This is a genomic window from Ensifer sp. EB106-03-01-XG145 (assembly GCF_058792075.1).
The window spans coordinates 1555785-1578137 of the sequence record NZ_JBYTEC010000001.1 but is presented as its reverse complement, the minus strand read 5'-3'; the positions used below and the strand labels follow the sequence as shown (position 1 = coordinate 1578137).

General features: G+C 61.5%; 17 protein-coding genes. 5 read left to right on the top strand and 12 right to left on the bottom strand.

The genetic code is table 11. The features are described 5' to 3' along the window. Nucleotides 1-51 precede the first annotated feature (51 nt). Nucleotides 52-1242: a cystathionine beta-lyase gene (locus AC3WWH_RS07720; RefSeq protein ID WP_058320596.1), complete on the bottom strand. Its 1191-nt coding sequence runs from the start codon at nt 1240-1242 to the stop codon at nt 52-54. A 339-nt stretch (nt 1243-1581) separates the two neighbouring features. On the opposite strand from AC3WWH_RS07720, the gene AC3WWH_RS07715 reads away from it, so the two are divergent. The 4 genes from AC3WWH_RS07715 (at nt 1582) to AC3WWH_RS07700 (ending at nt 5847) form a co-directional block, all read left to right on the top strand. Beyond that, a complete protein-coding gene (locus AC3WWH_RS07715) occupies nt 1582-2607 on the top strand; it encodes an amino acid ABC transporter substrate-binding protein (RefSeq protein ID WP_058320595.1) in 1026 nt (341 codons plus the stop codon). Nucleotides 2608-2697: 90 nt separating this feature from the next. Then, nucleotides 2698-3891 (top strand): amino acid ABC transporter permease, encoded by a 1194-nt coding sequence (locus tag AC3WWH_RS07710; protein ID WP_057255722.1) that lies wholly within the window; start codon nt 2698-2700, stop codon nt 3889-3891. A gap of 4 nt (nt 3892-3895) precedes the next feature. Beyond that, entirely contained in the window at nt 3896-5053 is a 1158-nt protein-coding gene (locus AC3WWH_RS07705; protein ID WP_057255720.1) for an amino acid ABC transporter permease, read from the top strand. Between the two features lie 17 nt (nt 5054-5070). Next, nucleotides 5071-5847: an amino acid ABC transporter ATP-binding protein gene (locus AC3WWH_RS07700; RefSeq protein WP_057255718.1), complete on the top strand. Its 777-nt coding sequence runs from the start codon at nt 5071-5073 to the stop codon at nt 5845-5847. A 75-nt stretch (nt 5848-5922) separates the two neighbouring features. Here AC3WWH_RS07700 and AC3WWH_RS07695 read toward each other — a convergent pair whose 3' ends face one another. Genes AC3WWH_RS07695 through AC3WWH_RS07675 form a run of 5 tightly spaced genes read right to left on the bottom strand, consistent with a single transcriptional unit; the run spans nt 5923 to nt 14448 of the window. Then, a complete protein-coding gene (locus AC3WWH_RS07695; RefSeq protein ID WP_113398884.1) occupies nt 5923-7455 on the bottom strand; it encodes a caspase family protein in 1533 nt (510 codons plus the stop codon). After that, the gene (locus tag AC3WWH_RS07690; protein WP_057255714.1) at nt 7452-8996 is read right to left on the bottom strand and encodes a caspase family protein; all 1545 of its coding nucleotides are present in this window, start codon (nt 8994-8996) and stop codon (nt 7452-7454) included. Before AC3WWH_RS07690 ends, AC3WWH_RS07695 begins: the two co-directional genes overlap by 4 nt. 2 nt (nt 8997-8998) lie before the next feature. Then, nucleotides 8999-9901, bottom strand: coding sequence for an OmpA family protein (locus tag AC3WWH_RS07685; RefSeq protein WP_082616294.1), 903 nt, complete (start codon nt 9899-9901; stop codon nt 8999-9001). A 10-nt stretch (nt 9902-9911) separates the two neighbouring features. Further along, nucleotides 9912-13142: a c-type cytochrome gene (locus AC3WWH_RS07680; RefSeq protein ID WP_058320593.1), complete on the bottom strand. Its 3231-nt coding sequence runs from the start codon at nt 13140-13142 to the stop codon at nt 9912-9914. Between the two features lie 46 nt (nt 13143-13188). Beyond that, nucleotides 13189-14448, bottom strand: a complete 1260-nt coding sequence (locus tag AC3WWH_RS07675; RefSeq protein ID WP_058320592.1) for a ferredoxin reductase family protein — start codon at nt 14446-14448, stop codon at nt 13189-13191. A 272-nt stretch (nt 14449-14720) separates the two neighbouring features. Between AC3WWH_RS07675 and AC3WWH_RS07670 the strand changes: the two genes are divergently transcribed. Continuing rightward, complete coding sequence (locus AC3WWH_RS07670) at nt 14721-15338, top strand: GntR family transcriptional regulator (protein WP_058320637.1); 618 nt, start codon at nt 14721-14723, stop codon at nt 15336-15338. Between the two features lie 77 nt (nt 15339-15415). Here AC3WWH_RS07670 and scpC read toward each other — a convergent pair whose 3' ends face one another. From scpC to cysG, 6 genes are all read right to left on the bottom strand, one after another. Continuing rightward, nucleotides 15416-16936 carry a succinyl-CoA:acetate CoA-transferase ScpC gene (gene scpC, locus AC3WWH_RS07665; protein ID WP_058320591.1) on the bottom strand — a complete coding sequence of 507 codons (1521 nt, stop codon included), beginning with the start codon at nt 16934-16936 and terminating at the stop codon, nt 15416-15418. Between the two features lie 257 nt (nt 16937-17193). Then, nucleotides 17194-18006, bottom strand: coding sequence for a ferredoxin--NADP reductase (locus AC3WWH_RS07660; RefSeq protein ID WP_057255702.1), 813 nt, complete (start codon nt 18004-18006; stop codon nt 17194-17196). A 144-nt stretch (nt 18007-18150) separates the two neighbouring features. Continuing rightward, the gene (locus AC3WWH_RS07655; protein WP_058320590.1) at nt 18151-18651 is read right to left on the bottom strand and encodes a DUF934 domain-containing protein; all 501 of its coding nucleotides are present in this window, start codon (nt 18649-18651) and stop codon (nt 18151-18153) included. Nucleotides 18652-18667: 16 nt separating this feature from the next. Then, nucleotides 18668-20338, bottom strand: coding sequence for a nitrite/sulfite reductase (locus tag AC3WWH_RS07650; protein ID WP_058320589.1), 1671 nt, complete (start codon nt 20336-20338; stop codon nt 18668-18670). A 14-nt stretch (nt 20339-20352) separates the two neighbouring features. Next, entirely contained in the window at nt 20353-20667 is a 315-nt protein-coding gene (locus AC3WWH_RS07645; RefSeq protein ID WP_057255696.1) for a DUF2849 domain-containing protein, read from the bottom strand. A gap of 10 nt (nt 20668-20677) precedes the next feature. Beyond that, on the bottom strand, nt 20678-22138 hold the full coding sequence (cysG, locus tag AC3WWH_RS07640; RefSeq protein ID WP_058320588.1) for a siroheme synthase CysG: 1461 nt from the start codon (nt 22136-22138) through the stop codon (nt 20678-20680). Between the last annotated feature and the right edge of the window lie 215 nt (nt 22139-22353).

Here is a 22353-nt window from a genome sequence, read left to right as displayed (position 1 = left end):
CCATAGTCGGTGGTGACGAGGCGCCGCGAATGAACGCGGCGCCTCAGGCCCTCAAACGGCGTTGGCCGCGGCCAATCCCGCTTCGATGTCGCGACGGATGTCCGGCACGTCCTCAAGCCCGATCTGCAGGCGAATCACCGGACCTTCTGTCGGCGCCAGCGCCACCTTGCGGTCCGACAGGCTGACATGGAGTGCCAAGCTCTCGAAGCCGCCCCAGGAATAGCCGAGCCCGAACAGTTTCAGCGCGTCGAGGAAGGCGTGCGCCTTGGCCTTGAACCGATCGGCGCTTTCCGCTTTTAGGACGAAGGAGAAGATGCCGCTTGCGCCGGTGAAATCGCGTTTCCAGAGTTCGTGTCCCGGGAAGCTCGGCAGTGCCGGATGCAGGACGCGCGCGACCTCATCCCGCCCTTCCAGCCACTGGGCCAGGGCAAGTGCGCTCTCCTGGTGCCGCTCGAGGCGAATGCCCATCGTCCTCAGGCCACGCAGGATCTGGTAGCTGTCGTCGGGCGAAACGCAGACACCGAGGGTCACCATCGCCTCGGTCAAGGCCGGCCAGTGGGCGGCGTTCGCCGACACCGTACCCAGGAGAACATCCGAATGACCGGACGGATACTTGGTGGACGCATGGATCGACACATCGACGCCGTGATCGAGCGGCCTGAAGTAAACCGGCGTCGCCCAGGTGTTGTCCATGGTGACGACGCAGCCGTGGCGATGGGCAACGTCGGCGATGGCGCGAATGTCCTGCATTTCGAACGTATTCGAACCCGGCGCTTCGGTATGCACCAGGCGCGTGTTCGGTCGGATCAGGTTTTCGATTCCGGCACCGATCATCGGATCGTAGTATTCGACGGTGACGCCAAGACGCTTCAGCATGGTGTCGCAGAAGTGGCGCGTCGGGAAATAGACCGAATCGACGATCAGCGCGTGATCGCCCGCCGAGAGATAGGTAAGGAACGGCACCGTTACGGCAGCCAGGCCCGAGGGTACAAGAATCGTCCCGGCGGAACCTTCAAGTTCGTTGATCGCGTCGCAAAGCGCATCCGTGGTCGGCGTTCCGCGCGTTCCATAGGTGTACTTCTGCGCGCGCGTTTCCATCGCCTTCGCATTCGGAAACAACACGGTGGACGCATGTACCACGGGCGGGTTGACGAAGCCGAAATAGTCGGAGGGATTGTTGCCGCTATGAGCGAGACGGGTGTTGATGCCCGCCTTGCCATTCACATTGCCGCTGTCTGCCATTGCATGTTCCGCTTCTGATTTCGAAAGAGAAACTCTTCGAATGAGCCACAACCGCGGTCAAGTGGCAAAAATCATGGAGCGTCGTTTTGGCCGTCATCGGCCGGCATTTGGCGATTTTTCGCCCAGGGCCCGCCCATTGCCCCCAAAAACTGCCTAACTTTCTGGCTTGTTTCGGGTTTTTCACATGCAAAACCAGAAAATCGGCGGCCTCTCTTGACCCTCATGGAATTTGAGCATGAGATAGCCTGTACTCGCGCCAGGAGGGTGGCGGAGGCTGCACGCGCCAGGAGACGCGCTGGTGCAGACGGGAACTAACGACAACAGAAAAAGGTTCTAAAAATGGCAAAAAGAATTCTGACAGCTCTCGTTGGCGCCGCTGTCATGGGGATTGGCACACAGGCGGCTTCGGGCGCTACCCTTGATGACGTGAAGGCCAAGGGCTTTGTCCAGTGCGGCGTGAACACCGGTCTCGCCGGCTTCGCGGCACCGGATGCCTCGGGCAACTGGAGCGGTTTCGACGTCGACTACTGCAAGGCAATCGCCGCCGCGATCTTCGCGGATGCCAGCAAGGTGAAGTACACACCCACTTCGGCCAAGGAACGCTTCCCGGCGCTGCAGTCCGGCGAGGTCGATGTCCTTGCGCGTAACACCACCTGGACGATCAACCGCGACACCGCGCTCGGCTTCAACTTCCGCCCGGTCAACTACTATGACGGCCAGGGCTTCATGGTTCGCAAGAGCCTGAACGTCAAATCGGCCCTCGAGCTTTCGGGCGCAGCAGTCTGCGTGCAGACGGGCACCACCACCGAGCTCAACCTTGCCGACTACTTCAAGTCGAACAACCTGCAGTACAATCCGGTCGTCTTCGAAAAGCTCGAAGAAGTGAACGCCGCCTATGACGCCGGTCGTTGCGACGTCTACACGACCGACCAGTCGGGCCTTTATTCGCTGCGCCTGACGCTTTCCAAGCCGGACGATCACATGATCCTGCCGGAAATCATCTCGAAGGAACCCCTCGGCCCGGCCGTGCGCCAGGGTGACGACCAGTGGTTCGATATCGTCAGCTGGGTTCACTATGCGCTGATCCAGGCCGAAGATTTCGGCATCACCCAGGCCAACGTCGAAGAAATGAAGAAGTCCGCCAACCCGGACGTTCAGCGCTTCCTCGGCGTCGAAGCTGACAGCAAGATCGGCACCGACCTTGGCCTGACCAACGAATGGGCCGTGAACATCATCAAGGCCGTCGGCAACTACGGCGAAGTCTTTGACCGTAACATCGGCGCTGGCAGCCCGCTCAAGATCGAGCGCGGCCTCAACGCCCTGTGGAACAAGGGCGGCATCCAGTACGCCCCGCCGGTCCGCTAAGCGATTATCCAAGACTGGGGAAGCGGGTCACCGCTTCCCCATCCAACGATAAAAACACCCAAAGGGTGACAAAGGGGAAAGAGGCATTGCATGGCGATTGGCGTCACAACTACGCCTGAAAAAAGCAAACCGTCGGGGTCGATCATCTACGACCCGCAAGTGCGCGGGATCTTCTATCAGGTACTCACCCTCGTCGTTCTCGCGGCCTTCGTCTATTGGATCGCCGACAATACGATCGAGAACCTCAAACGAGCGAATATTGCTTCCGGTTACGGCTTCCTGAATGGGCGCGCCGGTTTCGACGTCGGACAGTCGCTGATCGCCTTTACCAGCGATTCGACCTATCAGCGCGCGCTTGTCGTTGGTCTGCTCAACACGCTGCTGGTCGCTGTCTGCGGTATTTTCACCGCCACCATCATCGGCTTTGCGGTCGGCATCGGACGGCTGTCGCACAACTGGCTAATTGCCAAGCTGTCGCTCGCCTATGTCGAGATCTTCCGCAACATCCCGCCGCTGCTCGTCATCTTCTTCTGGTACAGCGGCGTTCTGGCGATCCTGCCGCAGCCACGTGAATCTGCGGCACTGCCGCTCAACATGTTCCTCAACAACCGCGGTCTCGCCTTTCCCAAACCGATCTTTGAAGACGGCTCGATGTACACGGTTCTTGCCTTCTTCATCGCGATCGTCGCCAGCTTCTTCGTGGCGCGGTATGCGCGCAAGAAGCAGGAAGCCACCGGACAGCGCTTCCCGGTTCTTTGGACGGCTCTCGGCCTGATCATCGGCTTGCCACTCTTGACGTTCCTCGCCACGGGATCGCCGATCACCTTCGACGTTCCCGTTGCCGGCAAGTTCAACCTCACCGGCGGCTCGGTCATCGGGCCGGAATTCTTGTCGCTGTTCCTGGCGCTCTCGTTCTATACCGCGGCCTTCATCGCCGAGATCGTGCGCGCCGGTATTCGCGGTGTTTCCAAGGGGCAGACGGAGGCCGCGCACGCGCTCGGCATTCGCCCGGGTCTGACGACGCGCCTCGTGGTTGTTCCCCAGGCGCTGAGGATCATCATTCCGCCGCTCACCAGCCAGTATCTGAACCTGACCAAGAACTCCTCGCTCGCCGTCGCCATCGGCTACGCCGATCTCGTGGCCGTCGGCGGCACGATCCTCAACCAGACGGGGCAGTCGATCGAGATCGTTACGATCTGGATCGTCGTCTACCTGTCGCTGAGCCTCGCGACGTCGCTATTCATGAACTGGTTCAATGCCCGAATGGCCCTGGTGGAGAGATAAGACCATGACCACACCCCAGGCAAATTTCGTCCGCGCCTCGATGATCGAGGCTTCCGCACCGCCGATCGCAGAAGGCGGCGTCGTCCACTGGCTGCGCGAGAACCTTTTCGCCACGCCGAAGGATACGGTGCTTACCATCATCGGCGCACTTGCGCTCGCGTGGTTCCTGCCGCCGGCAATCCAATGGCTGTTCCTTGACGCCGCCTGGACCGGTGGAGGCCGTGGCGTCTGCGCCACGGTTGCACAGGGCGGTAGCCAGCCGGAAGGCTGGAGCGGCGCGTGCTGGGCCTTCGTCAACGCGAAGCTCGACCAGTTCGTCTACGGCCGCTATCCGCTCGATGAACGCTGGAGACCGACGCTGGTCGGCATCCTCTTCATCCTTTTCCTCGTGCCGATGGCGATACCGAAGGTCCCCTACAAGGGCATCAACGCCATCCTGCTTTTCGCCGTTCTGCCGCTCATCTCCTTGATCCTGCTTCCGGGCGGCTGGTTTGGGCTGACTTTCGTCGAGACGCCGCTCTGGGGCGGCCTGATGGTGACGCTCATTCTCTCTTTCGTCGGCATCGCCGTGTCATTGCCGCTCGGCATCCTGCTAGCACTTGGCCGGCGATCACACATGCCCGTGATCAAGATGCTCTGCACCGCTTTCATCGAGCTGGTGCGCGGCATTCCGCTGATCACCGTCCTGTTCATGGCGAGCGTCATGCTGCCCCTGTTCCTGCCGCAGGGCGTCACCTTCGACAAGTTCCTGCGCGCACTGATCGGCGTGTCGTTCTTTGCCTCGGCCTACATGGCCGAAGTGGTGCGCGGCGGTCTGCAGGCCATTCCGAAGGGGCAGTATGAAGGAGCGGATTCGCTCGGCCTCAGCTTCTGGCAGAAGATGAACCTCATCGTGCTGCCGCAGGCGCTGAAGCTCGTCATTCCGGGCATCGTCAACACCTTCATCGGTCTCTTCAAGGATACGTCGCTGGTGTCGATCATCGGCATGTTCGACCTGCTCGGCATCGTTCGCTTCAACTTCACCGACGCCAACTGGGCCTCTTCGGTCACGCCGATCTCGGGCCTTATTTTCGCTGGCTTCATATTCTGGCTTTTCTGCTTCAGTATGTCGCGCTATTCAGGCTTCATGGAACGCGTTCTCGACACGGCCCATAAACGATAAAATGAGGGGAGGATCGCATGGCAAACGCAGCCACTGCTTCCAAAATGACTGTTTCCGCAACGGATGTCGCAGTCGAAATCACTGGAATGAACAAGTGGTACGGGGACTTCCACGTCCTTCGTGACATCAACCTGAAGGTTATGAAAGGCGAGCGCATCGTCATTGCCGGCCCGTCGGGCTCCGGCAAGTCGACGATGATCCGCTGCATCAATCGCCTCGAAGAGCACCAGAAGGGCAAGATCGTCGTTGACGGCATCGAGCTGACCAACGACCTCAAGAAGATCGACGAAGTGCGCCGCGAAGTCGGCATGGTGTTCCAGCACTTCAACCTCTTCCCGCACCTGACGATCCTCGAAAACTGCACGCTTGCGCCGATCTGGGTGCGCAAGATGCCGAAGAAGCAGGCGGAAGAAATCGCGATGCACTTCCTGAAGCGCGTCAAGATTCCCGAACAGGCGAACAAATATCCGGGCCAGCTCTCCGGCGGTCAGCAGCAGCGCGTGGCGATCGCCCGCTCGCTGTGCATGAATCCGAAGATAATGCTGTTCGACGAGCCGACTTCGGCGCTCGACCCGGAAATGATCAAGGAAGTGCTCGACACGATGGTCGGCCTCGCCGAGGAAGGCATGACCATGCTCTGCGTGACCCACGAAATGGGCTTTGCCCGCCAGGTCGCCAACCGCGTGATTTTCATGGACCAGGGCCAGATCGTCGAGCAGAACTCGCCGGCCGAGTTCTTCGACAATCCGCAGCACGAGCGCACCAAGCTCTTCCTCAGCCAGATCCTGCACTAGGATCGGCAGACGCCTTCATAAGGAAGCCCGTCTCGTCGAGGCGGGCTTTTTCAATTCGTATTGCTTGGCTCGGTCCTATTCAACGCGATAGCGCAAAGTGCCGACGGACCAGTGAATACCGCGGCGGTCGAGGTCGCCAGTCCAGGTCTTCTGCAATCGTGCAACGACTTCGCTTAAGGTTTCCCGCGCGTCCAGCTCGATCTTCAACCCGCGCGCTTTCGGAGCGACGTCAGCCAGATCGATGGCATCGCTGACCACGAGTGCAACGAAGGCACTCTCGCCCTCACCCGACGCTTCGAAATCGAAGCCATAATAGTCGTCCGGAAATGTCAGCGGTACGTCCGGCGCAAGCGGCGTGATCTTCTGCGCGAACTCGTTCGGGAAGACCTGCGTGGCCTTGCCCTGGCTGTTCACGTCGAAGAGCAGCAGGTCGCCGCCGGTCCGGCTGGTGACTGTCAGCTTGAAAACGTCGCCGGCCTTCATGGTCGTGGGTCGGTCTATGACGAGTTTCACTTCGCCGGTCTCGGTCTTGCCAATGATGTCACCGATCGCGTTGACCGCATCGGAGTCCTGATAGGTCGTCGGCGTCCCACTTGGAGCGCTGGATTGCTGGTAAGTCCCCTGCCCGTTGCCACCCGCACCGAGCTTTTCGGGTGCGATTGCACTCTCGCCAAGCGTCTGCGCCTTGCTTTCCAATTGCGGGTCGAGATTGCCGCATTTTTCCTGCGAGGAGCAGTAAGCGGTCGACTGCACCTTTACGAATTCGAGCAGTTCGGCATTGCTCGTCAAACCGTTGCCGTTGGCGTCCGCCGCATTGCCGGTCTGGCCAGCGACGAAAGCCGCGGTGAACACGCCGTGCCGATCTTCGACGGGAAGCCGCACATCGTCCCAGGCCACCTGGTATGGAGCGGCCGCGCTCCAGGCGGTCACGCCCGATTCCACCAGCTTCGGCTTATCGACGACGGCAAGATCGATCCTGAGGCCGCGGGTCAATGCCTGCTCAACCGGCTTGGCATGCGGGCGGGGCAGGAAACGAGCGCCCTCGATGCCCGACGAGACGTCGTCGGAAAGCGAACGAGAGATCGTGCCTGAATGGCAGGCATCAATCACCATCGTCACCGCCCGCCCCTGCAGCCGTTCCAGGATCCGGTCGATCTCATCGTCGAGGATCGCGCCTTGCCAGTCCGTTTCACCGGAGACGATATCGACGGGCGCCAGCGCCTCGTCCAGTCCATCCTGCTCGTCGCCATCTGCATCCGTCACCTGAAGGCCGTGACCGGAAAAGTAGATGTAGACGCGATCGCCGGGTCCGGTTGCTTCGACCAGCCACGTGTTCATGGCCGAGAGTATCCCTGATCGCGTCGCCTGCTCCTCCTTCAAAATGCGGATCGAGGACGGGTCGAAACCAAGTTTTCCCGTCAGCAGGCCCTGCATTGCCACGAGATCGTTCTTCGGACCTTTGAGTGCGAATTTTGGCGACAGGCTCGGGTAGCTGCCGACACCGATGAGCAAGGCCCGGTCGCCGGCCACGGCCGGAGCCGCAAGCAAGGCGAGCCATGCCACCACAGAAAGCGCCGCGGTACACCACGACTTGCCACGCGCGCTCATTGGCCCCGGTCCCTCGTGTAAAGCGGTTGGATGGCGATGGTGCTTTCGCTGCCTTCCAACCGTGTTTCAAGGAGGCGCAGAAGCGCTGCGGCATCGAGCTTCGAGTTGGAGAAGGCCGCCGCAATGGCGTCGATCGGCGCATTCGTCGAGATGGCGACCAGGTGATCGGCGCCGAAGGGTTTCACCACCTCCAGGCCCTGAAGCTGAAACGCGTGGCTGCCGGTACCGGCAATCTGCGCATCGAGAAGCTGTGCTTCGCCGGTATTCGCCAGATTGAAAACCAGCATGTTGGCGTAGTCGCCCTGCGCCGCCTTGAAATTCAGCCTGTCGCCTGCCGCGTAGATGTCTTTCAACGGCGTGAGCGAAACGCTGCCGGGACTCTGCGTCGCCAGGACCTTCAGGAAATCGACCAGGATAAACTTGTCGACGGCGCCCTGGAGCATGTCCGGCGCGATGTGTTCGCCGGCGACATCGCCGTTCGGCGTGTAGAACACCCCGGTGGCAGCATCCCAGCGATAGGGCACACCATTGTCGCCGAGATTGTTGAGCGGCGGCGCCGTACCGGTCACGCTGAGTGCCAGTTTCCCCGTCCAGCCCATTTCACGCGGCGACTTCAATTTCGCTCCGGCGTCGCCTGTCGCGCCCGCGCCGATGGTCGCGCTTCGCGGCAGGGACAGGACAATCTCCTTGTCGGAGCGCGGCACTTGCGGCGTGAAGTTCGGCACCTGCAGCGCTTCCGACTGAAGCTTGACGTTGGAGAAGACATAGTCCTCGAGCTCGATGCGCGAGATCCGGCCATCGCTGTCGCGATCCGCAGCCCCCTCTATGGCGCGGGCAAAGCTCCAGCTCAGGGCCCCGCGCGGCTCGCCGCCGATCACCACTTCCGGCGTCGGCTGGCTTTCGAGCGACGCGGCCAGGATCGTCACGCGAGACAGATCCGCTTCCTTCACCTTCGCGCCCCTGAGCGCCTCTTCGGACGGCGGCGGCACCTTCGCACGCACGATCGGTGCAAGCCGCGTTTTACCGGAAATGGAACGGTTCATGCCGCCGGAAAAGCAACTGTCGGAAAGGAACAGAACCTGAATACCTTTGGCCTCCGCTTCCGCGAACCAGGCGTTCAGCTCGTTGTCGACAATGATCTCCTTGCTGGTTTCTTCCGCGCGGCTCCTGTCGAAGCCGGGTAGTTCCAGGAACTCGTCCAGACCGTCTTCTTCGCTGCCCGCAATCAGTTCCGGCATCTGCGCGCCGTGCCCGGCATAGGTGAAGACGATCGTATCGCCGCGGGCTGCGCCGGCGACCAGTTCGGTCCAGGCGGAGCGGATGGCGTCCTTCGTCGCCTGCTCATTGATGAACTGCCGTATCGTGTCGACATTGGCCGCCTTTAGCGCCTGCGTGACATCGCGTGCGTCCTTCACTGCGCCGTCGAGGCTCACTTCATGCGGATAGGCATCCACCCCGACGACCAGCGCCGACGTGGCCGCGAGGACGGGGGGCACGGGCAGGACGAACAGGACCGTCGAAAGCAGGATTCTGTGCAACACAACTAGTTCCCCACGTCCACTTCCACCCGCCGGTCGAGTTGGTGCAGCATCGCCTCGTCGTAGGCGCTCGGGTCATCCGGCTTGAACGGCTCTTCCTCGCCCTTGCCGACGGCTATCCAGGTACCCGGATATCCGGCATCCACAAGGTAATGCGCCAAGGCCTCGGCGCGGGCGATCGACAATGCCTTGTTCGCCTCGGTCGTGCCAACCGGATCGGTATGACCAATCAGCGTGATTGCCGGCGGTTTCGCCGACTTCAGGCATTCGAAAAGATCCTTTGCCGACTGCAGCCCCTCCGGCGTGAACTCGGCGGTGCCGAAGACGTAGCGCACCGGGGTGGCCTTCTTCTTGATCGAGACGCCGCGATAGGAGAACTTGCAGGCGCCGCGCGCGGCGAGCTTGACGGGCTTGGTTGCCGCAAGCCGCATTTCCGAGCCCAACCTGTCCAGCCGCAGGATGTAGTCCTTGTCCGGCGCCATCCAATCGGGCGTCAGTTCCTCGTTCGCCGAATCTTCCAGCGCCTGCTGATAATAGGTCGCCGCCGCCTCATAGTCGCGGTGCTCCCGGCTAATGTCGCCGAGCGCATCAAGGATCTGCCACGGGCCGCCGGCGTCTCTGCTCGCTGTCGTCAGGTCGCCTTCGAAGCTTTCGAGCTTGGCGCCCTGCCCCACGGCAGCCGCGACACGGTTGAAGGTCACCAGCGCCACGACGCGACGCGTCAGCGCGATCTCCGTTGACGAACATCCCGCCACACTCTCCGGAGCAGCGGCAGCACGCGCGGCCGCCTCGTCGCCGCGGTTCAGCGCTTCGGACGCCTGGCGAAGACCATCGCAGGCCATCGCGGGCAAGGCGACTGGCAGCACCATTGCCGACGCGAGAATAAGAGACCGGATCACCTTTGCCATTGTTCGCTCGTCAGTTCTTGATCTCGAAGGTCACCATCTGAACGCTGCTGGCCCCAGCATCGCCCTGGGCCTGTTTGGCCAGGTTGATTGCCAGCCCCCTTGTCGGTGGCAACCTCGACTTCGCCACGTAGTCGCGCGCCTTCTCCACGGTGAGCCTCTGATCGCCAAGTCCGCCGACACGGCAGAAAGCCAACATCGACTCGGATGGTGCTGGCGTATCGAAGGTAAGCGTGCCCGTCCCCGGCTGCGGGATAAGGCGCCGTTCGCCCGGCTGCAGGGTGATGTTGCCGATCATCACATCCGGGATGACCTCGACATTGCCATTCTCCTCGACATAGAGGATCTGCAGCTCGCAGGCTTGGTTGGCGCTAAGCTCGAAAGAAAGCTGATCGCCGACTTTCGCCGTCGTCGACTTCACGTTGAGCGCGAGCGCGAGCTTGTTGCCAGCCGCCGCATCCTCCTTGCGATAGGCAGGCACGGCCGCCACGATCGACTGCGGCTTGGCGTCCACCGCTTGCTCGGAACCGGCAACGACGATCGCTGCCGTATCCAGGGGGCGACGCTGCAGCAACGGCTCCAGTAGCAAGGCATATTGCTGTTCGACCTCATTGCGCGGGATCGTTCCGCCGGCTTCAAGCGTCGTCACCCAATCGAGCCCCAGGCGCAGAACATCCGTATTCGTCACGCGCTTGATCGCATCGGAGAATTGCTTCGGCGTCATGTCGAACTCGGCCGCCAAACCGTCAAAGTCGAGCTCGTCTTCGTATTTGTCCGCGAAATAGGTGATGATCTCTGCATCGCCCGGCGCGTGCTTGCTCTGGAGACCGCCATCCGGCGTCGGCTCGGTAACACCCAGCGCCTTCAGCGCATTGACGAAACGCTCGCGGTCCTTGCGATACGCCTCGTCCAATTCCTCCTGCTTCACATACATGGCGAGCAGCACGTCCTGCTGGCCCTTGCTGAACAGCGTCGATGTCTCGATATGTTCACGCAACTGATCGCGCTTCGACAGAATGCCGTCGGCGTGGCAATCGACGCAGGATCGCGCATTGATGATCTCGACGCCCTTGCCGATGGGCCGCTTGCGGAACGATACGATCGTCGTCGGTCCGACATCGAGTTGCTTGCCCGCCGCATTCGAAAGGTAATAGCCCTGCAGTCCGTTCGGGAGCGAGAAGATCATCTCGCCGCCATCATGCTCGAACGGCACCAAACCTGCGTCGAGCGGAGCGAGTTCCTTCGGCCCGTGCGGGAAACGCTTCAATACCTGCTTGCCCAGGTCGCCGCCGAAGTCATAGGACTTCCAGTAGTAGCCGCCGAACGGCATGTCGTGCCGTTCCAGCATGCGATTGTGGTCCGACACTCCGGATGAGCCGTCGGCGAAACCGGCGCGCAGGACGTTGCGCCGGCGAATGTTGTCGGCCACATCGATCTTGAAGCGCTTTTCGAGTTCGCTGATCTCGGTCGGTAGCCGCATCAGCCGATTGTAGATCTCCGGCCGGGCGCCATTGCTCATGAACCAGTCGATCCTCATGATCGGCAATTGCGTCGCCGTCTCCTTGGAAAGTGCGGCCAGCGAAGCATCGCTCTCAGGGTCGACACCGTAGAAATAGCGCTTGATCAGGAAGTCGTAGTCCGCGGTTTCCCATTGCAGCTCGCGCAGATCGACACGCACCAGCAATCCGTTGGTGCCATCGACTTCGGTCGGCAGAACCAATTTCGGCCCATAGGAGAGCGAATTCAGCAGCTTCTTGAAGCCGCCGGCGAGCACATCCATGCGCTTCATGAAGGTTTGGTCGTCCTCGCAACCCATCATGCCATTATACTGGTCGCGGTAGGAGAAGTAGCGCATGAAGGGACGGTCGAGTTCGTTGACCTTGTCGATGTCCTTCAGCGCCGCCTCGACGAACTGGTCATAGGATAGTATCGGACGTGAACGGTCGGGCTTGGCCGCAGCCGTTTGCGGCAAGCTCTTCTCACTCAGAGAATTGAGCCAGTCCTCCAGCACATTGATCTCTTCGGCCGAGGGCCGCTTGCCGAGCGGCATGCGGCCGCTAACGACGGTCGTATAGAGGCGTGACTTCGATGCGTCGCCCGGCGCCACGAAATTGGCATCCGCGCCGATCGAAGCGAGGTCGCCGGCGGGGTAGCTCCCCTGCGAGCTTTCGCCCGGTCCGTGGCAGTTGCGGCAGTATTTGCCGATGAAGGCGTCCGCCTGCTGTGCCAGTGCCGCATTGTCGCCACCGAGCGCTTCCGCCGCCGTGTTTTCTTTGCAGACGGCAGTTACAGATTGCGCCACCGGCGCCGGCGCCTTCACCTCGCGGTCGGAGAGGAAGGCGTAAATCGCCCGGCGGTCTTCCTCCGTCAGAACGCTCAGGCCCTTGGCGATGCGCCGCATCACGGGATCGCTGACCGGCGCGCCCGAGAGTTTCTTGCCTTCGTCGATCAGGCCTCTGGTGAACACATCGGGCGAAGCAAGCCCCGCCATCTTCGCCTTGCTGATGTCCGGGGCGACCGCACCCGTCAGATCCTTTTCACCCTGGTAGGCGCGCTCCAGATCGAGCCCGTAGGTGGTGGTGCGCGGGGTGTGACAATCACCGCAGCCGCCGACGTTCTCGACAAGATAGCGGCCGCGCTCGGCTTGCGTCTCCTCCCGCGGCTGATAGTCCGGCACCGTGAAGTGACTGCGCTTCCACAGCGTGATCGTCGTCTGACGACTGAAGGGGAAAGCGATCTCGTGTTCCTTCGAGGCGGCGTCAGACTGCGGCAGTGTCTCGATATAGGCCTTGATATCGAGCGCATCCTCCGGCTTCATCCCGCCATAGGATGTATAGGGCATGACCGGATAGAGATTGTTGCCCTCCCGGTCGAGACCGACCAGCACAGCGTTCAAGAACTGGGCGTTGGTCCAGCCGCCGATGCCGTTGGCGTGGGGCGAAATGTTCGGCGCGTAGAATGTGCCGATCGCCGTGTTCATCTCCATGCCGCCGGAAAGCAATTCGGTATTGTCGCCGGATCCGTGGCAGGCGCCGCATCCCGCGGCATTGAACACGTATTTGCCATTGTCGACATTGGCCTTGTAGGTCGAAAACGCGTCGTCGGCGAAGGCGTCGCGCGCTTCGGCAAGGGCGGGACAGAGCAAGACGGCGGCGGCCAAAGCCGCCAACGAGAATGCCAGTGGTCCCCGGCCGCGGCCGGCTCTTGGCGAAGCACTCTCTCCTTTTGCCTGCAGACCGCGCATGAAAACCTCTCCCTAAAACAATAGAATCGCTACTGAAATCTGCTGTCTATCGAAACTGAAATTGCTCGAATTCGACCCGTCGCGGCCTCTTGCCAAGATCTTTCAAGCCTTTGACGATTGCCTCCCTCAGCGGCGCCGGGCCGCAGAACCAGAGATCGGCCTCCGCCGGATCGATCGCGCTTCCGGTCGCCAGCTTGGCAGCGTCCAAGCGCCCGTCCACGGAAGAATCGTGCAGGACAAAACTGAAGTTTCCGAGCTTCTGCGCCTGCCCCTCGAAGGTCTCCAGGCCAATCGCTTCGCGCCTGTCGCGCACGCAGTAGACCATGTGAATCTCCTGGCCTTCATCGCCCTTCAAGTGCCGGGCCATTGCCAGAAACGGCGTGACGCCGATGCCGCCGGCGAGCCAGATCTGCTTCTTGCCGCCGCGGCGATGGTTGAAGCGACCATAGCCGCCTTCGAGCTTCAGCCGATCACCGACCGCGACACCATCGCGCAGCGCCTGCGTGTAGTCGCCGAGCGGCTTGATCGCGAAGCGGACGATACCGTCAGCCTCGATGCCCGCGATCGTAAACGGATGCGGCTCGCGCAGGCCCGGCTTCATGACACGCAGGAATCCGAACTGGCCCGGCTTCGCTCGCATGGGCCGTCCGACCGGTCGCGCCGTGATCATCGTCGCTCCGTCATGCTTCGCCACCTCGAAAACTTCGTAGCCGCGGGTTCTGAGCCACGGCAGAAGCTGGGTGTAGGCATAGCTCAGGATGCCGAGCGCGGCGAAGGCATTGAGATAAACCGCCAGAAGTGCCGTGCCGTCATAGGGACGTTTGATGAACATCTGATGGAAGGCGACGAGAACGAAGAGCAGGCCGATCAGACGGTGCGTGTAGCGCCAGAGATGGTAGGGAATCTCGATCTTCGTCCTCGGGATGATTTTGACAATGCTAAGAACAAGTAGGATGACGAAACCATAGAACGCGTATTTTCCGGCAGAAGCAGCCAGCTGGTTCAAACCGCTCGTCAGTGCCAGGCCCTTGAAGTCCGGTTTCAGGAAATAATGGATGAGGATAAGGCACAGCACCGAGATGCCGATCCTCCGGTGGAAGTGGTAGACGCGATCGAGCCCACCGAACAAGGCTTCGACGATAGGCGGGCGGGTCGCCATGAACTGGGCGATCGCCATGCCGACGAAGGCAGCGGACGACGCCATCAGCGAGAATGTCGTCAATGCATTGGTGTGGCTGACCGCCGGTACGGCCAGCAGCCCTGCGAGCACCATCAGCGACCAGACCAGAAACGCGCCCACTTGCATCTTGCGCCCCTCAACGCCGATGTCAGACGGTTGTTGCCAAGGGGAAGACTGACAAGCCCCTTACCATTCGTCAACATCAATCCCCTTGGAAACGGCCTATGAGCTTCCTTTATTCATGCCTTTGAAATTTGTGATTTTTGAGCGCTCTCTAAATTATATTTCTCAAGGCTCGCATCAGCTTGAGAGGCGATACAGAGATGCGACGATCGCCTTGCTTGCCTCCTTCTGAAAAATTGTGCAAGCTCCTGATATATCAGAAGCAAAGGAACGGCATGCCACTGCAATCCCATGCTCACCTCGCCTACCTCGCGCTCGAACGCCTCATCGTTACACTGAAGCTCGAGCCCGGCGCGCTGGTCACCGAGAGGCAACTGATCGAGCTCGCGGGGCTTGGCCGAACGCCGGTTCGCGAGGCGATCCAGAAGCTTGCCTGGCAGGGCCTGATGGATGTGCGACCACGCGTCGGCCTGCAGATCACCACGATCCGCCCCGACGACCAGGTCCATGTCATGCAGGCCAGGCAGAAGCTGGAGCCGCTTGCGGCCGCTCTGGTAGCGACCCACGCGAGCGCCGATGACAGAAGTGCGATGAAAGCCTGCGGCGCGGAAATGGCCTCCCGCCTCGATGCAGGCGACATGGAGGGGTTCCTCGTGGCCGACAAGGTCTTTGACGAACTGATGGAGGAGGCCTGTCCCAACCGCTTCCTGACCGCGGCGCTGGCGCCTTTGCAGACGCATGCGCGCCGGATCTGGTTTGCGTCATCCTCTCCCGAGAAGATGGTGGGATCCGTCCGCCGCCATGTCACCGTGATCGATGCGGTCGAGAGGGCTGACGCTCCAGGTGCGTCTGCAGCCATGACGGAGTTGATGAACTATCTCTCAGACGCCTGAAGATGCTGGAATGAACTCGAAGAAATCATCGCAAACACTTGCTTTCACAATGATTTCTTCGCATCAAATCCGTCAAATCACGCAGTTGGCATCATGCTTCCGGTCTTCAGGCGTCGTACATGCCAATCGAATGCCTCTTCAAGGATATGAGGCGTCTGGCCACCCCTGGTCGCGACCGCACGTTCGAAGTAGTCGGAGAGCAATTCGCGGTAGGCCGGGTGGCAACAGTTGCTGATGACCGCGGGCGCGCGCTCCCGTGGCGCCAGCCCGCGCAGATCGGCAAGTCCATGCTCGGTCACAAGAATATCGACGTCGTGCTCCGTGTGGTCGACATGGGACACCATCGGCACGACGGACGAGATGGCGCCGCCCTTCGCAACCGACTTGGCGACGAAGATGGACAAGAAGGCGTTGCGGGCGAAATCGCCAGAGCCGCCAATGCCGTTCATCATGTCGGTGCCGCCGACATGGGTGGAATTGACGTTGCCATAGATATCGAATTCGAGCGCCGTGTTGATGCCGATAACACCCAGGCGGCGAATGATCTCCGGATGGTTGCTCACCTCCTGCGGCCTGAGGACCAGTTTGTCCTTGTAGGCGCCGATGTTGCGGAACACCCGATCGGCCCAGGCGCTGCTCAGCGTCATCGACGATGCCGAAGCGAAGCTCAGCTTGCCTGCCTCGAAGAGCTCGAAAGTGCTGTCCTGAAGCACCTCGCTGTACATGCGCAGATCATGGAACGGACTGTCGACGAGACCGCTCAGCACTGAATTGGCAATGACGCCGATGCCGGCCTGCAGCGGATTGAGCGTCATGTCGAGGCGGCCTCTGCGCACCTCTTCCTGCAGGAAGCCGATCAGGTGGCCGGCAATCGCCGTGGTCTCGGCATCCGGCGGCGAGATGCGCGCAGCGCTGTCCTCTTTCTCGGTGACAACGATGGCGACGATCTTTTCGGGATCGACCGGGATATAGGGCGAACCTGCGCGGCTGTCGCAGGCAACGACAGGGATCGGCGTGCGGCTCGGGCGCTTCGCTGGAATGTAGATATCGTGCAGGCCTTCGAGCTCGGGGCTATGGCTGAGATTGAGCTCGACGATTACCTTCTTCGCCAGGATCGCGAAGCTTGCGGAGTTGCCGACCGATGTCGACGGCACGATGCCGCCATCCTCGGTAATCGCCACCGCCTCAACCACCGCATAGTCGATCGGGCTGATCTGTCCGGAGCGCAACTGCTCGACGGTTTCCGAGAGATGCTGGTCGATGAACATCACCTCGCCACGGTTGATCGCGGCCCTGAGAACGGGATCGGACTGAAACGGCAGGCGCCGGGCAAGGACACCGGCTTCCGTCAGCGTCCTGTCGATGTCGTGACCGAGCGAAGCGCCGGTCATAAGCGTGATGCGAAACTCCTCGCGCGCCGCACGTTCGGCCATCGCGAGCGGAACCGCCTTGGCATCGCCCGCCTTGGTGAAGCCGCTCATGCCGATCGTCATGCCATCCTTGATGAGTGCGGCCGCCGCTTCCGGCGTGACGATGCGATCGCGCAGTGGCTTGCAGCGAATCCTGGTCTCAAGGCTTGTTCGAATATCGCCGCTCATCGGGCACTCCCTGCAGAGCCCGCGGGGCTCACATCAGGACGGCGCGGGCTTGGTTTTTGGTGCGCTAAATCTGCATGGCTGCACGCACACGTTATGAAGTTTTACGGAGGCACGATAGCCCTTGGCGAAGCTGCGCGATACGCAGAATGGACAGGGCCGAGCTGCCGCAAATGCATAGCTCCACCACGCATCGCCACAAACGACGAAGGGCGCACCCAAGGCGCGCCCTTCAAACGATAAGACTGCACAAAAAAGGATCAGCCGACGAAGGCCCGCTCGATCACGAATTCGGCCGGCTTGTTGTTGGCGCCTTCGGTCAAGCCCGCAGCTTCGAGGATTTCCTTGGTGTCCTTCAGCATCGCCGTCGAGCCGCAAATCATGCCGCGATCGATCGCCGGATCAAGCGGCGGCAGGCCGAGATCGGAGAAGAACTTGCCGTTGACCATCAGGTCGGTGACGCGACCCTTGAACGGATAGTCCTCGCGCGTGACTGTCGCATAGTGGCGCAGCTTGTCGCCGACGATCTCGTTCAGGAACTCGTGATTGCGGATCTCCTCCACGAGGTCGAAGCCGTATTTCAGCTCGGCTACGTCGCGGCAGGTATGGGTGAGGATCACTTCCTCGAATTTCTCATAGGTTTCCGGATCACGGATCAGGCTTGCGAAAGGCGCAATGCCGGTGCCGGTCGAGAACATGTAGAGCCTTCGGCCGGGAACCAGCGCATCGAGCACCAGCGTGCCGGTCGGCTTCTTGCGCATCAGCACCTTATCGCCGGGCTTGATCCCCTGCAGATGCGAGGTCAGCGGGCCATCCGGCACCTTGATCGAGAAGAACTCCAGCTCTTCGTCCCAGGCAGGGCTGGCGATCGAATAGGCGCGATAGACCGGCTTGTCGCCGACCATCAGGCCGATCATCGCGAATTCGCCCGAGCGGAAGCGGAATTCGGCAGGGCGGGTCATGCGGAAGCGGAAGAGCCGATCCGTATAGTGCTCAACGCTCGTCACCGTCTCGACGTAAACGCCTGCCGGTGCCTGGATCGCGAAATCTTCCGTTTTTGCCGGAGCATTCATCTGGCTAAAGTCCTGTAATGATGACCCTGTTTATCAACAATGATCGGATATTCCAAGCCACGCGCAATGGGAAGGAAATCCCTTCCAAATATAGACGCTTTCGGGGATTTCCGCGTGCTTCACACTGTCGCGGCTGATCGAGACTTAAGAAACCCGCCGCCAGCTATAGGATTTCGCGTCGGCGGAAGGCTTTGCCGTCGGCTGGTAGTGCACGGCGATGCCCGGCAGGCGTCCCTCTGCTAGGCGCTTAAGAGCCGTCGCATTGCTGACCGCAAAGCTGTCGACACCACAGCGCAGCATCAGCGGAATCTGGTCGATCAACACGTCGCCAACCGCTCTCACCTCACCGCCGAAGCCGAGCCGCGAACGCAGCAGCGACGCATGGCTGAAGGCGCGGCCGTCGTTGAAGGCCGGGAACGCCACCGCCACCAGCGCAACGCGATCGAGATGGGGCGCCAGCTTCGTCACGTCGTCCGCCGGCGCGATCACCACGCCGAGGCCGGTTTCGTCGCTCGTCTCCACCCTGGCGAGGAACGCGTCGAGGCCGATAATCGCCTTCTCGTTCGAGCCTGCCTTGGTTTCCTCCGTCTCGATGACCCAGGGATCATCGCCCACGAAGCCGGTTTCCTTCCAGATTTTCGTCATGTTCGTTCCTTGCGCCTCAGGCAGCTTCCTGCGCACTGCCGTAGAGCGCGTCCTTGAAGGGTTGCGGGCCGACGCGGCGATAGGCTTCGAGGAAGGTCTCTTGCCTGTCGCGGCGCAGTCCCAGATAGGTGTCGACGATCGTCTCCACCGCGTCGGTCACCTTCTCCGGCTCAAAGCCGCGGCCGATGATCTCGCCGATGGACGTGTTCTCGTCGCCGGAGCCGCCGAGCGTGATCTGATAAAGTTCCGCACCCTTCTTCTCGACGCCGAGCAGGCCGATATGGCCGACATGGTGATGACCGCAGGCGTTGATGCAGCCGGAGATCTTGATCTTCAGCTCGCCGATCTCGGCCTGGCGCTCGGGCGAACCGAAGCGGGTCGAAATCTCCTGGGCCACCGGAATGGAGCGCGCATTGGCGAGCGCGCAATAGTCCAGCCCGGGACAGGCGATGATGTCCGTGATCAGGCCGGCATTGGCGGTGGCGAGACCGGCGGCAACGAGCGCACGGTAGACCGGTTCAAGATCGGCCAGTGCCACATGCGGCAGGATGAGGTTCTGCTCATGGCTGACGCGGATTTCGTCGAAGGCATATTCCTCGGCGATATCGGCAACGGCATCCATCTGCGCGTCGCTGGCGTCACCCGGAATGCCGCCGATCGGCTTCAGCGAGATCGTCACCATGCCGTAGTCCGGGTGCTTGTGCGGCTGCACGTTCTGCTGCACCCAGCGGGCAAAGTCCGTATCGGTTTTCTTCCAGCGTGCAAGGCTTTCCCAGCCCTCGGCGCGGTTTTCGAGGGCGGGCGGCGCGAAGTAGGTGGAGATTGCCTGAATGTCGGTTTCCGGCAGCTTCAGCTCGGTGTCCTTCAACGCCGCGAACTCGACTTCGACCTGACGCGACAGCTCCTCGGCACCGGTTTCGTGCACGAGGATCTTGATGCGCGCCTTGTACTTGTTGTCGCGACGGCCATGCAGGTTGTACACGCGCATGATCGCCGTGGTGTAGGACAACAAATCCTCTTCCGGCAGGAAGTCGCGGATCTTCTTGGCGATCATCGGCGTGCGGCCCTGACCACCGCCGACATAGACGGCAAAGCCGATGCGGCCGTTCTCGTCCTTCTTCAGGTGCAGCCCGATGTCGTGGACCTGGATCGCGGCGCGGTCGCGCTCAGCGCCGGTCACGGCGATCTTGAACTTGCGCGGCAGGAACGAAAACTCCGGATGCACGCTCGACCATTGTCTGAGGATCTCGGCATAAGGCCTTGGATCCGCTACTTCATCGGCAGCCGCACCGGCGAAGTGATCGGCTGTGACGTTGCGAATGCAATTGCCTGACGTCTGCAGCGCATGCATCTCGACGCTTGCCAGTTCCTGCAGGATATCCGGCGTGTCCGACAGGCGCGGCCAATTGTACTGGATGTTCTGGCGCGTGGTGAAGTGGCCGTAGCCGCGGTCATACTTGCGCGCGATATGGGCAAGCATGCGCATCTGGCGGCTCGACAAGGTGCCATAGGGAATGGCGACGCGCAGCATATAGGCATGAAGCTGCAGGTAAACGCCGTTCATCAGGCGCAGCGGCTTGAAGGCGTCCTCGGCGAGCTCGCCGCTCAGGCGGCGCTCGACCTGATCGCGGAACTGTTCGACGCGGGAGGAAACGAAAGCGTGGTCGAATTCATCGTAACGGTACATCGGGTATCGGTTCCTCAGGCAGCGTGTTTCGGGCCGGCCAGCCCGTTGTAGCCGGCAGCATAGGGGATCGACGGGCCTTCGGCACGAATGCGCTCGCGCATGCGCAGCGGGCGAAGCGTGCCGTTGACCTCTTCGACGTCGACCACATTGGCATCGACGACTTTGTTGTCGTCGAAAGCCTGTTTGCCGGTGGCTTCGAGCGCCGTCACGGCCTCAGCATGGCGGGCGATGAAGGCATCCTGAAGCGATTCGACCCAGTTGCCCGCAGCATCCAGCCAGACGGAAATGCCGTCCGAAAGCCTGTTTGCCGTCAAAACCTTGCTCACCATGACCTCTTCCTCAGTTCAAAATCTGTTCGTTACGCCCCAGGGCGACTTCAACGATTCTCTTGGCATCGCGTGCCTTGCCGACGACCAGCGGCTCGGACCGCTCGAAGTTGGCGCCTGCGACGGCGTCGCCGATGATGACCATGACGGGACCCGAAAGCTCAGTCCGGTTTTCCAGGTCCGGAAGGTCCTTGAGCGTGCCATGCAGCAGGCGACGATCCGCGCGGCTGGCATTCTCGATCACCGCGACCGTGGTTTCCGCAGGCAGACCCGCCTGCATCAGACGCTCGGCGACGGAGGCCGCGACCGTGCGACCCATATAGACAGCGATCGTCGCGCCAGAAACGGCAAGCCGCGCCCAATCGGGTAGGACCTCGCCAGTCAGATCGTGACCTGTCGTGAAGACCAGCGACGATGCGACACCCCGAAGCGTCAGCGGCAGTTCGAAATCAGCGGCAGCGGCGAAGGCGGAGGTGATGCCCGGGACGATCTCGTAGCTGATACCGGCTTCGCGGAGGGCAGCCATTTCCTCACCAGCGCGGCCATAGACCAGGGGATCCCCGGATTTCAGCCGAACCACGCGCTTGCCTTCGGCCGCGAGCGTCACGAGCAACTGGTTGATCTCACCTTGAGACTTCGTGTGGCAGCCCTTGCGCTTGCCAACAGAGAGACGCTCGGCGTCACGGCGGCCCATGTCGACGATCACCTGCGGCACCAACGCATCATAGACGATCGCGTCGGCTTCCATCATCACGCGCTGGGCGCGCAGTGTCAGCAGGTCTTCGGCGCCCGGACCGGCGCCAACGAGCCAGACGTGGCCCGGAGCCTTCTCGGGCGTATCGAGCAGACGTGAAACCTCACGGCGGGCAGCGGCCAGATCGCCGCCGGCGACCTTATCGGCAACCGAGCCCTGAAAGAACCGGCGCCAGAAGAGCCGACGCGCCACGCCGCGCGGCACCAGGCGATCAACCGCCTCGCGGTAGCTTGCCGCGAGCGAGGCGACGACTCCGAGCGACGGGGAAAGAAGCTGATCGATCTGGGCGCGGATCATCTGCGCGAGCACCGGGCCTGCACCTTCCGTACCGATGGCAACGGCGACCGGCGCGCGGTTGATGAGCGCGGGGGTGAAGAAATCGCAATAGTCGGGCTGGTCGACGGCGTTTGCCGGGATTTTCTGCGCACGCGCCGCAGTGACGATGCGGCGATCCTCCGCGGAGTCGCCGGTTGCGGCGAAAACGAGGATGGCGCCGTCAAGCTGCTCGGCTGCGAAGGCAGCCCGAACATGTTCAACGCCGCGGTCGCGCAGATACTGTGCAAAATCCGCTTCAGGCTCATCGGCAAAGACGACGAGCGACGCTTCCGTGTTCAAGAGCAGCCGCACCTTCGCAAAGGCCCCGTCGCCATTGCCGAACACCGCCACGCGCTTCTGCGCGACGCGAAAGAATGCTGGGAAAACGGCGAGCTGCTGCGTCATGGTCTGGCAAACGGTTCCTTCTACAGGCTGCGCCGAATATCCCGCATGGGGCACGACATTTGAAGGAACAGAAATTTCATTGCCTTTCCGGGCACGTATTGTTTTGCTCGGCGGTGCATTATTTTGAGCAAATATCTCCGAGGTCGACAAAACGCCTGCCCTTCCGCAGCCATTGCGCCGCGGGGGCAACCTCCGTTAAATGCGGTCACTGACCC